This is a genomic window from Eubacterium sp. BL-380-WT-2B (assembly GCF_009696115.1).
GTDB lineage: Bacteria > Bacillota > Clostridia > Eubacteriales > Eubacteriaceae > Eubacterium > Eubacterium callanderi.
In genome coordinates, this window is sequence record NZ_VUMP01000001.1 from 76,794 (window position 1) to 90,541 (window position 13,748).

12 protein-coding genes are annotated in these 13,748 nt (G+C 47.1%); all 12 read left to right on the forward strand.

Features of this window, described 5'->3' with window-relative positions; genetic code table 11:
- Positions 1-139 precede the first annotated feature (139 nt).
- Positions 140-688 (forward strand): 2-oxoacid:acceptor oxidoreductase family protein, encoded by a 549-nt coding sequence (locus FYJ53_RS00430; protein WP_148430531.1) that lies wholly within the window; start codon positions 140-142, stop codon positions 686-688.
- A complete protein-coding gene (locus FYJ53_RS00435) occupies positions 689-991 on the forward strand; it encodes a 4Fe-4S binding protein (protein ID WP_038351933.1) in 303 nt (100 codons plus the stop codon).
- The gene (locus FYJ53_RS00440) at positions 988-2,172 is read left to right on the forward strand and encodes a transketolase C-terminal domain-containing protein (RefSeq protein ID WP_148430533.1); all 1,185 of its coding nucleotides are present in this window, start codon (positions 988-990) and stop codon (positions 2,170-2,172) included. Before FYJ53_RS00435 ends, FYJ53_RS00440 begins: the two co-directional genes overlap by 4 nt.
- On the forward strand, positions 2,162-3,052 hold the full coding sequence (locus FYJ53_RS00445; RefSeq protein ID WP_090414177.1) for a thiamine pyrophosphate-dependent enzyme: 891 nt from the start codon (positions 2,162-2,164) through the stop codon (positions 3,050-3,052). Before FYJ53_RS00440 ends, FYJ53_RS00445 begins: the two co-directional genes overlap by 11 nt.
- 9 nt (positions 3,053-3,061) lie before the next feature.
- Positions 3,062-4,522, forward strand: a complete 1,461-nt coding sequence (locus FYJ53_RS00450) for a 4-hydroxyphenylacetate 3-hydroxylase family protein (RefSeq protein WP_148430535.1) — start codon at positions 3,062-3,064, stop codon at positions 4,520-4,522.
- Positions 4,523-4,524: 2 nt separating this feature from the next.
- Positions 4,525-5,703 carry a pyridoxal phosphate-dependent aminotransferase gene (locus FYJ53_RS00455; protein ID WP_148430537.1) on the forward strand — a complete coding sequence of 393 codons (1,179 nt, stop codon included), beginning with the start codon at positions 4,525-4,527 and terminating at the stop codon, positions 5,701-5,703.
- A 134-nt stretch (positions 5,704-5,837) separates the two neighbouring features.
- Positions 5,838-7,109 carry a Glu/Leu/Phe/Val dehydrogenase gene (locus tag FYJ53_RS00460; RefSeq protein ID WP_148430539.1) on the forward strand — a complete coding sequence of 424 codons (1,272 nt, stop codon included), beginning with the start codon at positions 5,838-5,840 and terminating at the stop codon, positions 7,107-7,109.
- 291 nt (positions 7,110-7,400) lie between these two features.
- Entirely contained in the window at positions 7,401-8,786 is a 1,386-nt protein-coding gene (locus FYJ53_RS00465; RefSeq protein WP_148430541.1) for a glutamate mutase L, read from the forward strand.
- Positions 8,787-8,808: 22 nt separating this feature from the next.
- The gene (locus FYJ53_RS00470) at positions 8,809-10,554 is read left to right on the forward strand and encodes a cobalamin-dependent protein (RefSeq protein ID WP_148430543.1); all 1,746 of its coding nucleotides are present in this window, start codon (positions 8,809-8,811) and stop codon (positions 10,552-10,554) included.
- Positions 10,555-10,644: 90 nt separating this feature from the next.
- Positions 10,645-11,484, forward strand: a complete 840-nt coding sequence (locus FYJ53_RS00475; RefSeq protein ID WP_013378627.1) for an IclR family transcriptional regulator — start codon at positions 10,645-10,647, stop codon at positions 11,482-11,484.
- 170 nt (positions 11,485-11,654) lie between these two features.
- The gene (locus FYJ53_RS00480) at positions 11,655-12,341 is read left to right on the forward strand and encodes a GntR family transcriptional regulator (RefSeq protein ID WP_090414164.1); all 687 of its coding nucleotides are present in this window, start codon (positions 11,655-11,657) and stop codon (positions 12,339-12,341) included.
- Positions 12,342-12,510: 169 nt separating this feature from the next.
- The gene (locus FYJ53_RS00485; protein WP_148430545.1) at positions 12,511-13,716 is read left to right on the forward strand and encodes a DUF362 domain-containing protein; all 1,206 of its coding nucleotides are present in this window, start codon (positions 12,511-12,513) and stop codon (positions 13,714-13,716) included.
- Positions 13,717-13,748 lie beyond the last annotated feature (32 nt).

Below are 13,748 nucleotides of genomic sequence, written 5' to 3' on the forward strand. Positions count from 1 at the left end.
CCAAATGGTACCTTTAAAAAAGTGCCTTAATTTTTTATTATTTTTTTAGAAAATGGAATTGACAAAACCTGATTATGGAACTATAATACAAATATGGAATCAATGATTCCGTATTATGGAATACAGGAGGAAGTATTAAATGATTGAAATTCGTTGGCATGGTCGTGGGGGACAAGGTGCCTTCACAGCAGCTCGGCTCTTGGGAGATGCCGTTGTGTGCGACGATAAATCGGCGTTGGCTTTTCCATCGTTCGGACCAGAACGCAGGGGGGCTCCGGTATTAGCTTTTACACGAATTGATGATGCGCCAATCAAGGATAGAAGCGATGTTGTCGATTGTGATTGTGCCATTGTGTTGGATGAGACGCTTTTAGGCGCGCCGGTTAAGGCGGGGTTAAAGCCTGGGGCAAAGGTGATTATCAATACAATGAAGCCTGCAGAGGCATTTGATTTCAGCGACTGTGAGGACTGCAAGGTTATTACCGTCGATGCGACAGGCCTTGCGCTGAAAATCCTTGGACGGCCCATCACAAATGTCCCTTTATTGGGCGCGCTGACAGCGGCCACAGAGCTGACAAGCCTTGACTCCATCTATAAGGCCATTGATACGCAGCTCCCTGAAAAGGTGCGGGCAAAAAATAAAACGCTTTTGGAAGAAACCTATAATACTGTAAAGGAGGCACTCTAAATGAACCGACCTAAATTATCGCCGCCACAGCCGGCAGGCACGATCGAGCAGCTGCCCATGGGGCCGTCGACACGTTCGGGCCATCTGATTGACGTGAGCTCAGGGATGCGGACATTCCGGCCGGTGATCGACGCGGAAAAATGTGTTAACTGCCTGCGCTGCTTTTTAGTGTGTCCCGATGGCACCATTGATAAATCAGGAGATATCCTTGAAATAGATTATGATTACTGTAAAGGCTGCGGCGTATGTGCGAAAGCATGTAAGGTTGAGGCCATTACGATGATTAAGGAGGCAGACGCATGAGCGAAAAATTATTTGTATCCGGCGACGAGGCTGTCGCATTGGCGGTCAGACAGGCAAAACCACATGTGATTGCCGCTTACCCCATCACACCTCAGACAATTGTAGTAGAACGTCTGGCGGATTATGTAGAGGATGGCAGTCTTGACTGCCAGTACATGTATGTGGAATCTGAACACAGCGCCATGTCGGCTGTTATCGGCTCCGCAGCCATGGGCGCCCGCTCCTTTACCGCAACATCGAGCCAGGGGCTTTTATACATGGTTGAAGGCCTACACTATGCCAGCGGTTCCCGTTTCCCAATTGTTATGATGAACGCAAACCGTTCACTGGCAGCGCCCTGGAATATTTACGGTGATCAGAGAGACTCTTTATCTCAGCTGGAATCAGGCTGGATTCAACTATATGTTGAAAACGTTCAAGAAGCCTTTGATACCACCATTCAGGCTTTCAAAATCGCCGAGGATCCTGAGGTCATGACGCCGGTCATGGTCAACCTGGATGGTTTTGTTTTAACCCATACCTACGAGCCTCTTGAGATGACCGATCAGGCGGCAGTAGATGCGTATATCCCTTATCAGGACTACATCAACAAGCTTAATCTGGAGGACCCGGTGAGCACCTGTATTACTGCGGGACCGACCTATAATACAGAGTTCCGTTATCAGCAGCAGATCGCAATGCTGAAGGCTGAGAAAGTGATTGACGAAAGTGACGAGGAATTCGGCAGGCTTTTCGGACGCACCTACGGTGGTATGGTAGAAGCATACCAGTGTGAGGATGCGGAAGCAATCCTGGTGACAATCGGCAGTGTGACGGGAACAGCCCGCGTGGTTGTGGATGCCTGCCGCGCAGAAGGTAAAAAGGTCGGTTTGCTGAAGCTCCGCTGTGTACGCCCATTCCCAACGGAAAAGGTCGCAGAGATCGTTAAAAACGCTAAAGCGGTCGGTGTCATGGAACGTGATATCAGCTTTGGATTTGAAGGTGCAGTTTACTCTGATTTTAACTCTGCCCTCAAACAGCAGGGTGTGGATGTACCGACCTTTAATTATGTTGGCGGCTTAGGCGGCCGCAGCATCTCAAAAGAAGATATCAGCGGTATTTTTGACGCACTGCTGGCAGGCAATACTGAAAAGCCTGTTGAATTCATTAATGTAAGGAGGGACATTGATTATGGCGCTTAATGCAAAAACAATCCCAAATGAAGAACTGTTTTATGGTCATAAGGCCTGTGGCGGCTGCGGCGGAGCCCTTGCGATTCGTCTGGCCCTTAAGGTGCTGGGAGAACGAAGCATTGCGGTTATTCCGCCGAACTGCATGTCAACGGTTGCTTTCGTATATCCGCATATGCCATTGTTTGTCAATGGGATTATACCTCCCTTTGCCGCAACTGCGGCAGTGATGTCCGGTGTTTTGGCAGGAGCAAAGGCCCTGGGGCTTGAGGACTACCATGTCGTTGGCTTTGCCGGAGACGGCGGCACCTCCGATATTGGCCTGCAGGCTCTGTCGGGAGCTATTGACCGTAACGATAAGGAAATTTTTATCTGCTACGACAATGAAGCTTACATGAACACCGGAATTCAGAAAAGTGGCTTAACGCCCTATGGAGCAAAGACCACAAACACGCCTGCAGGAAAAAATATTCACGGCGCGGCGCGGCCAAAGAAAAAAATCTTTGAGATCATTGCAGCCCATGAAATCCCATATGCGGCTACTGCCAGTGTGGGCTATCCGGAAGATTATTTGAGAAAACTGGAAAAAGCCAAGAACTGTGACGGGCCATCCTTTATCCACGTACTCGCCCCCTGCCCGACAGGCTGGCAGACACCCACGGATATTTCAATCGAGCTGGCAAAAGAAGCCGTCGATAACGGCCTGTGGTATCTGGCAGAATATGAAAACAAGGAATTTACCCTGAACCGCAACCCTAAAGAGTTTGCCGATATTTCGGATTATCTCTCAAAGCAGGGCCGGTTTTCACATCTCGATGAAAATGACATTGCGCTTATCACCAAAGGCAGAGATGAAACCTGGGAAAAAATACGAAGAGATTGGGTGAAATAGGAGAAAAAGATGAAAACAGCACGCGATTATATTGACAGCCTGCGCGGCCGGAATATCAAAGTTTATATAAAGGGAGAGCTGATCGACAGCGATAAGGTCATTGACCATCCCTTTATTAAAGGCCATGTCAATGCAGCTTCCATGACCTACGCTCTGGCAGGCAGCCCGCAATATGAAGATTTAATGACCACCACCTCCCATTTAACGGGAAAAAAAATCAACCGGTTTACACATATCCATCAAAGCGTCAGCGATCTGGTGAAAAAGGTCAAGATGCTTCGCTTGATCTCTCAGAAGACAGGTACCTGCTATCAGCGCTGTGTGGGCTTTGACGCCATGAACGCGACCTATTCTGTTACCTATGATATGGATAAGGCAATGGGGACAGAGTATCATGAACGTTTTAAAAAATTTCTTCTGTATGTACAGGAAAACGACCTGATGATTGCCGGAGCCATGACAGACCCGAAGGGTGACCGCAGTTTGCGCCCAAGCCAGCAGGCAGACCCGGATTTGTTTGTCCATGTCGTGGACAAAAACGAAGAGGGCATTGTCATCCGCGGCGCGAAAGCGCATATGACCGGGATGGTTAATTCTCATGAGATGCTGATTATGCCCACCATGGGAATGAAGGAAGATGACGCGGACTATGCAGTCTGCTGCGCGCTGCCGGTGGACGCCCCGGGAGTGATCCATATCTTTGGCCGCCAGACAAATGACGACCGGAAAATGGAAGGCGAGATTGACCAGGGCAACGCAAAATTCGGTATTGTCGGCGGCGAATGCCTGACGGTTCTCAATGATGTTTTTGTCCCGTGGGAGCGTGTGTTCATGTGCGGCGAAACCTCTTACTCGGGGCTTCTGGTCGAACGTTTTGCCTGCTACCACAGACAGAATTACGGTGGCTGTAAAGGCGGTGTTTCCGATGTTGTGGTCGGCGCGGCTGCGCTGATGGCAGACTACAGCGGATATGGAAAGGCGGGCCATGTTAAGGAAAAGATCAACGAGATGATTCACCTGACAGAAACCCTCTATGCCTGCTCCCTTGCCTGCTCCTGTGAAGGAAAGCCCACGGAATCCGGCGCTTATTTTGTAGACCCGCTGCTGGCCAATGTCGGTAAACACAATGTGACACAATTGATTTACGACATCGACCGTTTGGCACAGGATATCGGCGGTGGTATAATTGCTACAATGCCATCGGAATCTGATTTGCGGAATCCGGAAATCGGCAAATATGTGGATAAATACCTGAAAGGCGTGGCAGATGTGCCAACCGAGGACCGGATGCGCATCGGACGCCTGATCGAAAATATGACCGGCGGTACGGCACTGGTGGAAAGCATGCATGGCGCAGGATCGCCCCAGGCCCAGAAGGTCATGTACTCCAAGCTTTCCAATCTGGAGAAAAAGAAGGAGTTTGCAGCGCACCTGGCAGGAATCCACTCTGATAAAAGTGAGGAAGAATAAAGATGAGCAACGAGATCAATACTTATTTTTCGCAGGTAGCGAATGAATACCCGGCTTCCGGAATCCGGAAAATGTTTGAGATAGCAGCACAGTATGACCCAAAGGAAATTGTGAATTTAACCGTTGGTGAGCCGAATTTTGATACGCCGCAGAATGTAAAGGACGCGGCAAAGAAAGCCATCGACGATGGATTTACCCACTACAATCCAAATGCTGGCATGCCGGCGCTGCGTGAGGCCGTAGCCCAAAGCTACGCCCATTACAACTGCGGTTACCAGGCAGATAATGTCATCATTACCGTCGGCGCCTTAGAGGCGCTGACCCTGGGCCTTTTAACCATCGTTAACCCGGGAGACGAAGTGCTTGTGCCGGATCCATGTTTCCCCAACTACCTGGGTCAGATTATGATTACCAAGGCAAAGCCGGTAACCGTCCCTGTATATGAAGAAAATGACTATAAAATTCAGGCAGAAGATATTGAGAAGGCCATAACCCCCAAAACCAAGGCGATTATTCTCAATTCCCCCAGCAACCCTCTTGGTTCCATACTGGAAGAAGAGGATGTGAGAGCAATCGCCAGGGTTGTTGAAAAATACAATCTGTATGTCTTCTCCGATGAAGTCTATGACAAAATCATTTACGACGGGCACAAGCACTTCAGCATGGCGCAGATACCAGAGCTGACAGACCAGGTGATGGTTATGAACAGCTTTTCAAAAGCCTATGCCATGACGGGTTGGCGTATTGGCTATCTGCTGGCAGACAGCGCGCTGACAAAAAGAATGGCCCAGATCCAGGAAGGGATGGTGTCCTGCGTGTCCACCTTTACGCAGGTAGCTGCCATCGAAGCGCTGAAGGGTCCCCAAACCGCAGTGCAGCAGATGATCGCAGACTATACCAGACGCCGTGAGATTTTAATTGACGGGCTCAACGCAATTCCAGGCTTTAGTGTAAAAAAATCTCCAGGCAGCTTCTATGCATTTGCCAACATTAAAGCCTTTGGAAAGACATCACAGGAATTCGCGGAGGACTTAGTCCGCGAGGCGAAGGTCATCACCGTGCCCGGTTCTGCTTTCGGAAGTATGGGTGAAGGCTATATGCGCTTTGTCTTTGCAAATTCAGACGAAAATCTGAAGGAAGCCCTTCAGCGAATTGACGCATACGTTAAGAAAAACTATTAATTTATTTTAAAGATAAACAATCCTCTATCCCCCTCTTGAAATAAATAAGCAAAAAATAAAAATGTAAAAATACCATTAATCTCTCTACCAAAATACCAAACCTTTTAAATTTATGATTAATATGGAGTAAGAAATTGAACAGTCAAAAATCAGAATACAATCCTTATGATAACTTTTTGGAAGTTGTAGACACAGCCGCAGGTAAGCTGGGTTTAGATAAAAATGAATACATTACCATCACTTATCCTGAAAGAGAACTGCAGGTAGCGGTTCCCGTACATATGGACGATGGCTCCATCCGCGTGTTCAAGGGCTACCGTGTGCAGCATTCCAGCGGCCGCGGCCCAAGCAAGGGCGGTATCCGCTTTCATCCCAATGTCAATATCGATGAGGTAAAAGCTCTGGCGGCGTGGATGACCTTTAAATGCGCGGTTGTCAACATTCCATACGGCGGCGCCAAGGGTGGCGTTGAAGTCGACCCTTCGGAATTATCCAGAGGAGAAATGGAACGCCTGACAAGACGCTATACCGCGGCAATCTTACCGCTTATCGGGCCTGAACGCGATATTCCCGCGCCGGATGTGAACACAAACGCGGAGGTAATGGGCTGGATCATGGATACCTACAGTATGTTCAAAGGCTATTCTGTTCCCGGCGTGGTCACAGGAAAGCCCATTGACATCGGCGGGTCCCTTGGAAGAAATGAAGCAACCGGCCGCGGCGTCAGCATTGTGGCCATGGAAGCCTTTAAATACCTGGGCATCGATTCGCCGTCTCTCCGCATTGCCGTACAGGGTATGGGGAATGTTGGCGGCACCACTGCGCGCCTTCTGTCCAAAGCTGGCTATAAGATCGTTGGTGTCAGCGATGTCTCCGGTGGATACTATAAGGCAGACGGACTGGATATCCGTGACCTGGAAGCCTATATTGCAAACAGCAGCAGCCACTCTCTGGAAGGGTACAGCGCTGAGGGCGTCAAAAAAATTGATAACGACGGCCTGTTGTGCTGCGATTGTGATGTGCTGATTCCCTGCGCGCTTGAAAACCAGATTACCGCAGATAACGCAGACCGGATTCAGGCAAAATTAATCGTTGAGGGCGCTAATGGCCCGACAAGCGTGGAAGCCGATGAAATTCTTACAAAGAGAAATATAGCTGTTATCCCAGACATTCTCGCAAATGCCGGCGGCGTTGTTGTATCTTATTTTGAGTGGGTTCAGAACACCCAGAATCTGACCTGGGATGAAGACAATGTCAACAGCACGCTGCGTAAAATTATGGTTGACAGCTTTGGTGAAGTTCAGAATATCCATGATACCGATGGTGTGACATTTCGTGTGGCAGCCTACATTCTTGGGCTTAAGCGCCTGAGCATGGCGACAAGAATCCGCGGTATCTTCCCATGATATAAGATTATTGGGCAGTAACTTTGTAACAATCTTATCGGAGAAGACACCTCCTGCTTGAAATAACCATATCGAATACACTTCGAAATCAGAGACATGATGCGCCGGTAAGATCGTGCAGAATGTTGCAAAGTTTTAATATATTGCTAATAACTCTTTTATCAGAAAAATGCCTGCTTCCTTATTTCCTACGTGCTTATGGGCAAAGAATGATAAAAGAGTTATTTTTTTAGATTTGACTTTGAGGGTTATAACTGTAAAATTAGATTATCAGACATAGGGGGGAGCAGCATGGAGTATCGTATTTTATTTGATTTTGGAAGTACCTTTACAAAGGCGGCAGTAATCTGCAAAGAAGAAAAGGCAGTGGTTTTTACCACCCGCCATCCGTCGACGGTGAAAGAGGACGCGCGGATTGCCATGAAAGCGTGCCTTTCGGATATCCGCAGAGCCATTGGCGGGAGCGCGGCGGACAGGGCTGAGAAGTACGCTTCCAGCAGCGCGGCCGGCGGACTCCGGATTGTGGTGGTTGGATTGACCTATAACCTGAGCATTTCTGCGGGGAGAAATGCGGCCTTTGGCGCAGGCGCTAAAATTATTCACGTCACAAGCGGCGCTCTGACAAAGGAAGAAATTGAAAAAATAGAAGGACTGCCAGCCGAGATGATTCTGCTGTGCGGAGGCTATGAAAATGGCAACCAGACGATTATCAGACATAATGCGGAAATGATTGCCCAGAGCCAGATCAGCTGTCCGGTTATCTATGGCGGCAACAGCCAGGTTGCACAGGAGATTCGCGCGAAGCTCCTGCAAAATAAAAAGGAATGTTTTCAGGCACCCAATATTATTCCTCAGGTCGGGGTTTTGGATATTGATGTGGCCGAAGAGATTATCCGCCATTTGTTTATGAACCGTATTGTAGATATGAAGGGACTCGGCGATATTATCAAGCTGGTTGACGGCCCCATTGTTCCGACACCGGCAGCGGTTTTGGACGCAGGCCTTCTGCTGTCTCAGGGTACCAGTGGGCATGATGGTCTTGGCGAGTTAATGCTTGTGGATATCGGAGGCGCGACAACAGACATACATTCCTACGCCGAGCACACCTCCTACGAGGGCGCAAGGCTAGTAGGCGCAGACGAGCCCTATGCCAGAAGAACGGTTGAGGGTGATCTGGGAATGCGCGAGTCGTCCGATGTGCTGGTGCGTGAGCTTGGGATGGAATTTTTCGCAAATGAAATAGGGGTACCGGAGGAGGTGCTTGAAAAATCCATATCGAACAGGGTGCACAATACTAAATTTCTGCCGGGCACTTCCCTTGAAAAACGTATTGACCAGATCATTGCCGAGAGCGCTGCGTATCTGGCGGCCAGACGGCACGCGGGAGTTATTGAGCATAAAAGCAGCAATTACTGCCGCAGGATACAGCATGGAAAGAATTTAACGCATGTGCGGACCATTATCGGCACAGGCGGTCCGATTATTAACAGTGAAAATCCTGAAGCGATTCTGAAGCATGTCCTCAGGAGGAAAAAAGGAGAGAAGGACGCTCTGCTTCCTTCGGTAGGTGATTTTGTGGTGGATCGGGATTATATTCTATATGCAGTGGGTCTGCTGAGCTATGTTGATAAAGATTTGGCGTTTGCTGTTGGGATGAACAGTATCATAAAAAAATAAGAGGATCAAGGAGACACTAACCATGGAAATTAAAATGAAAAAACGATTTGAGTATAAGAATTTGCCGGATATGAAGAGTATTTTGGACGAAGTGGATAAAGTGGCCGCGGATACCGTTATTGGAAAAACTTTGTTCATGAAAGAAAAGGGAGTGACGTCTGAAGCCGAATATAAGCGTAAAATGGCAGAAGAGGGCCATATCATGAAGCACAGTCATATTGGCTGGAACTCATGGGACGCCACCGCAAAGGGTGTGGAAGAGGTTTATAATACCCTTCAGAAGCGGGGCAGCTATGTCGATCGTTTTGGATTTTGCCTGGACTGGGTTATGGGTGTGCCGGCAGAATACCGTGATAAGCTGCCTGTAGGAACAGGGCTGACGTTTAAAAACCCTGATGAGTGGCAGAAGCTTGGGCAGATTGTCCCTGTTCAGCCGCATCTGGGCGACCATATGATCGCCTCGTGCAATTCCTTTGAAAACACACGCTACGCACTGGCAGCCGGTGTAACAACAATTGGAAACGTTTCGCACTACTATACCTATGAGTATCCCGGGGTAGATATTGAGGAGCAGCGTGTTATTGACATGCTCAAGGCCATTGTTCTAATGGGAAAATTTAAAGACCAGGGGACCATTATCCATTCAAATGTAGACGATGGATTCGGTTCTCAGTTCCATGACCTGGCCAACCTTGTGGGCTGGTGTATCATGGAAAGATATATCGTAGAGGAATTGCTGGGCGGCCGAATGTGCCATTGCTTCGGTAATCTTTTCAGCGACCCTGTTTTGCGTATGACCTTTAATCAGGCGATGTGGGAAATCAACACCTACAAAACACCAGGGTCCATGATCTATGGGAACACCATTGACTTCGGCTTTGACTATGACCGCAACTTCGGCGCTTTGTCCTCCTTTGTCATGGCAGACAGCATGGGGCAGTCGAAGTGTCCGACCGGCCACGCGGTAACGCCGATTCCTGTGACAGAGGCGGCCCGTGTTCCGTCGATTGAAGAGATTGTACAGGCACATATGACGGTGGATATGATGATTGAAAAAGGACGCTATTATTTGCCGTACATCAACTGGACAGAGATAAACGCCGAAAAAAACCTGCTGGTGGCGTGCGGCAGAATCTTTTTTGAGCGGATCATGAATGGACTTGATGATTTAGATGTGGATATTACCCACGCAGGAGAGATACTGGGCGCGTTAAAATCCATTGGATCAGAACAGCTCGAAGAAGTTTTTGGCGTTGGAAAAGCAGATAAGCTGGCAATGCGCGGGCGCGTACCGGTGCGCCCAACCAACATCGTCATGACCATCAATGAACGCCAGCGTGAGATCAGCGACCAGATCCAGAATCTTGAAGGGGCCCTCCAGGACGTTAACGTGATTATCGGTTCAACCGACGGCCATGAGTTCGGAAAAGAAATCGTGAAAAGTATTCTGCTTCAGGCCGGAGCGAACGTGTTTGACCTGGGTAAAAGCGTTCCGGTGCAGGATATCCTGGATACGATGATTGAAAGTGAAAGCCGTTTTATTGTGATGAGCAGTTTTAATGGCATTGCGCTCAGCTTTGCCCGGGAAATGCTGGAAGGCCTTGAAAAGAGCGGCATGGACGCGCACCTGATCATGGGCGGGCTTCTCAATGAAAACAAGGATGGCAGTGATCTGGCCGTGGACGTCAGCGATGATCTGCGCGCTCTTGGTGTGTCCTGCGATAATAACGCTGAGGGACTGGTCGATACGATTCGGGCTTTTCTGTAAATTGCAGACATAAAAAAAGAATTGAAAAAATAGAATAATTATTATATAGTTAGTAATATAGAATCGGGAATTCTAAATTAAAGAATCGAGGTGAGAAATACGGCTAAAAATGAAAATAACACAGCGGCAAAAGGGAAAACCGCAGAAAAGGAAACCTCATTTTCAAAATCGATCCTGAAGACACTGAGCATTCTGGAACAATATTCCAAAGCGGATGAGCTTGGAATCAAGGAGCTCAGCGAGAGTACGGGAATCCCTGCAAGCACCGTGCAGCGAATCGTAAACACCCTTGTTATGAAGCAGTATCTGGTGCAAAATCCGCATACTTTAAAATATCAGCTGGGCATTGCGTTTTTTAATATCAGCAGCCGTTATTCCAACAGCCGTGACTGGGTAGAGGTGGCCAAAGCGCATATGGAAGAACAGGTCGAAAAGACACAGGAAACCGTCAATTTGGCTATTTTGCAGGGAAAGAGCGTCATTTATCTGACAAAGGTGGACTCCCCGCATATTCTGCGCCCCAATTTTACAGTAGGAACAGCCTATCCTGCGCTGAATACCGCTCTTGGCAGATGTCTGCTGGCATACCAGCCGTGGGATAAGGTTGAGAGAATGATCAGGCTGCAGCCGAATTTTAATAAAGATATCAACGAATTTCATGAAATGCTGGAAGAAGTTGAGCGGAATGGCTATGCAACAGAGGATGAAGAGTTTCAGCCTGGACTTTTTTGCATCGCTGCCCCGGTATGGGACGCGAATGACCGTGTTGTCGCGGCAATCAGCACGAGTATCCCTAAGATAAGACTGAATGAAAGCAATAAAGAGAATATTATAGGTATGATGCAGTCCACAGCATCCCAGATTTCACTGGATTTGAAAAAAAGATTTACATATATTGATGTAGATAAGCTATCCTCAACAATCCGTTAATGCTTAAAAAGCCCTTGTGATAACATTATATATCACAAGGACTTTTTTAATTTGGATAAAAGTAATAAATTACGAAAATAGCTTGACAAGAAAACAGGAAAGTAATACCATGAATACAATATATGTTTTAGTATACCAAAATATATATTGTATTTAAATGTGGAGGAACTATGAAAGAAAAATATAATGAGGAAAAATCACTAACAGAGCAAGTATACTCAAAAATTAAGGAAAGGATACTGACACTTGATTATCCACCAGGGATTGCCATTACTGAAGCAAATCTGGCTGAGGAATTTTCAGTAAGCCGTATGCCGGTTCATATCGCGATCCAGAAATTAACCAATGAGGGATGGATTGAGACAGGTTTCCGCAAAAAAGTTTATGTGAAGGGAATTTCAGTAAAGGATGTAAGGGAGATTTACGAAATCCGGGAGATTCTGGAGGTCAAGGCTCTGGACACCATTTTTGAAAAAAAGTTGAATTGGGATTTTTCATTTAAGCTTGAAGAAAAATTTGTCCGTATGAAGGCCAGTTACCATGATTACTATGCCTTTGAATATGCGGACAGCGAGGTACACCGGACAATGGTCAGTGTTTTAGACAATAAAAGGATTGATCAGATTTACCTCAACCTTCAGGATGAGCTTGTGAGAATTATGGTTTTGATTTTTAAATACCGCAAAAGGGATAATGATTATGCAAAACAGGTCATTGAAAGTATGAGGAAAATCATCATAGGTATCAGGGAGAATCATTATGATGATGCGCTATACCAATTGAAAAATGAACACCTTGCCTCTGGGGTTGAAGAGGCGTTGGAAGCAGTTGATTTTTATAATGAGAGAATCATGTAACTGCGGATTTAAAAACAGTTCCCTATTTTGAAATATGGTTTTTACAATAAATTTCATATTGACAATTGCACAGATACCGGATATAATTTGACTATAATATGGAATTAATAATTCCATATAGTGGAATCGCAAAAAGCGCGTTCCAGTAAAGCAGAAAGGAGTAAAAAGAATGTCAGTAGTATCGATTCAAAAAACTGAAGGAAACGATTATGCGAGTATTCAGGCATCTGTGCAGAAAGCCATTGCTGATTGCGGCGGTCTCAGTGACATCGTAAAGCCAGGGTACAAAGTCCTAATTAAGCCCAATTTGGTGGCCGTCCCTGATGACCGCTTGTCCGGTGGTGTTACACGTTGGGAAGTTGTTAAGGCCATTGCCGAGATGGTGAAGGAGGAGGGAGGCGTGCCGATCATTGCGGAGTCCAGCGCAGCGGGCGTTGATACCGAGGAAGTCATAAAAGCGTGCGGGTATGACCAGCTGCGCGACGAAGGCTATTCGGTTATCGACTTAAAAAAGCAGGCAAAGAAAGTTAAAATTCCTGTGCCGGACGGAAAACTGATCAGTGAGCTGAGCTCCTGGGATGTTGTGGCAGAGGCTGACGCCATTATCACAGTGCCTGTTATGAAAACACATGACCAGACAGAGGTTACCCTTGGACTGAAAAATCTTAAGGGGCTGATCGGCGATGTTCAGAAAAAGGAGTTTCATTCCATTGGCGTAATAAACGGTGTCATCGATATTATCCAGACGGTAAAGCCTGTCCTCAATGTTATTGATGGTACATTTTGTCAGCAGGGTCTGGGGCCGATTTTTGGCGAAACAGTTGTAATGGATCTCATTGTTGCTTCAAAGGATGTTGTCGCTTGTGACGCGGTGGCCAGTGTTATTATGGGCTACAAGGTGGATGAGCCAATGCTCACGGTTGAGGCAAATGCCAGAGGGCTTGGGGAAATGGACCTTGATAAAATTGAGATTAAAGGAAAACCCATTGAAGACGTTAAACACCGGTTTAAACGCTCAAGTGAAGTGGAAATTGAAGGTCTGCCGCCATATAAGCTGATTTTTGCTGAAGGGGCCTGCACAGGCTGTCGAAATACCGTTATCAGCTCATTGATGGATTTGAAAAGCCAGGAATTAACCCAGTATCTGGAAGGAAAAATTTTGGTGGTGGGGCCGGTAAAAGAAGAAGAACTGCCGCCGGAATCCACACCGGAAAATACTGTGCTAATCGGTAAATGCACCAATCCGCTCAAGGGTAAAGGCCGTTCTGTAAAAGGGTGTCCTCCAGGAAATGTTTTTGTTGTACAAGGTATTGTCGGCGATGAAGTAAAGGTTGGCCGGAGATACAGCGATGCGGATGAAGAAAAGATAAATTAGTTTTAATTCGACAGACTTATATAAGGGGAAAA

What these genes read in the sequence shown, in the direction of transcription:
- FYJ53_RS00430 (WP_148430531.1), top strand. Translation starts at nt 140, where the DNA reads ATGATTGAAATTCGTTGGCATGGTCGTGGGGGACAAGGTGCCTTCACA.
- FYJ53_RS00435 (WP_038351933.1), top strand. Translation starts at nt 689, where the DNA reads ATGAACCGACCTAAATTATCGCCGCCACAGCCGGCAGGCACGATCGAG.
- FYJ53_RS00440 (WP_148430533.1), top strand. Translation starts at nt 988, where the DNA reads ATGAGCGAAAAATTATTTGTATCCGGCGACGAGGCTGTCGCATTGGCG.
- FYJ53_RS00445 (WP_090414177.1), top strand. Translation starts at nt 2,162, where the DNA reads ATGGCGCTTAATGCAAAAACAATCCCAAATGAAGAACTGTTTTATGGT.
- FYJ53_RS00450 (WP_148430535.1), top strand. Translation starts at nt 3,062, where the DNA reads ATGAAAACAGCACGCGATTATATTGACAGCCTGCGCGGCCGGAATATC.
- FYJ53_RS00455 (WP_148430537.1), top strand. Translation starts at nt 4,525, where the DNA reads ATGAGCAACGAGATCAATACTTATTTTTCGCAGGTAGCGAATGAATAC.
- FYJ53_RS00465 (WP_148430541.1), top strand. Translation starts at nt 7,401, where the DNA reads ATGGAGTATCGTATTTTATTTGATTTTGGAAGTACCTTTACAAAGGCG.
- FYJ53_RS00470 (WP_148430543.1), top strand. Translation starts at nt 8,809, where the DNA reads ATGGAAATTAAAATGAAAAAACGATTTGAGTATAAGAATTTGCCGGAT.
- FYJ53_RS00480 (WP_090414164.1), top strand. Translation starts at nt 11,655, where the DNA reads ATGAAAGAAAAATATAATGAGGAAAAATCACTAACAGAGCAAGTATAC.
- FYJ53_RS00485 (WP_148430545.1), top strand. Translation starts at nt 12,511, where the DNA reads ATGTCAGTAGTATCGATTCAAAAAACTGAAGGAAACGATTATGCGAGT.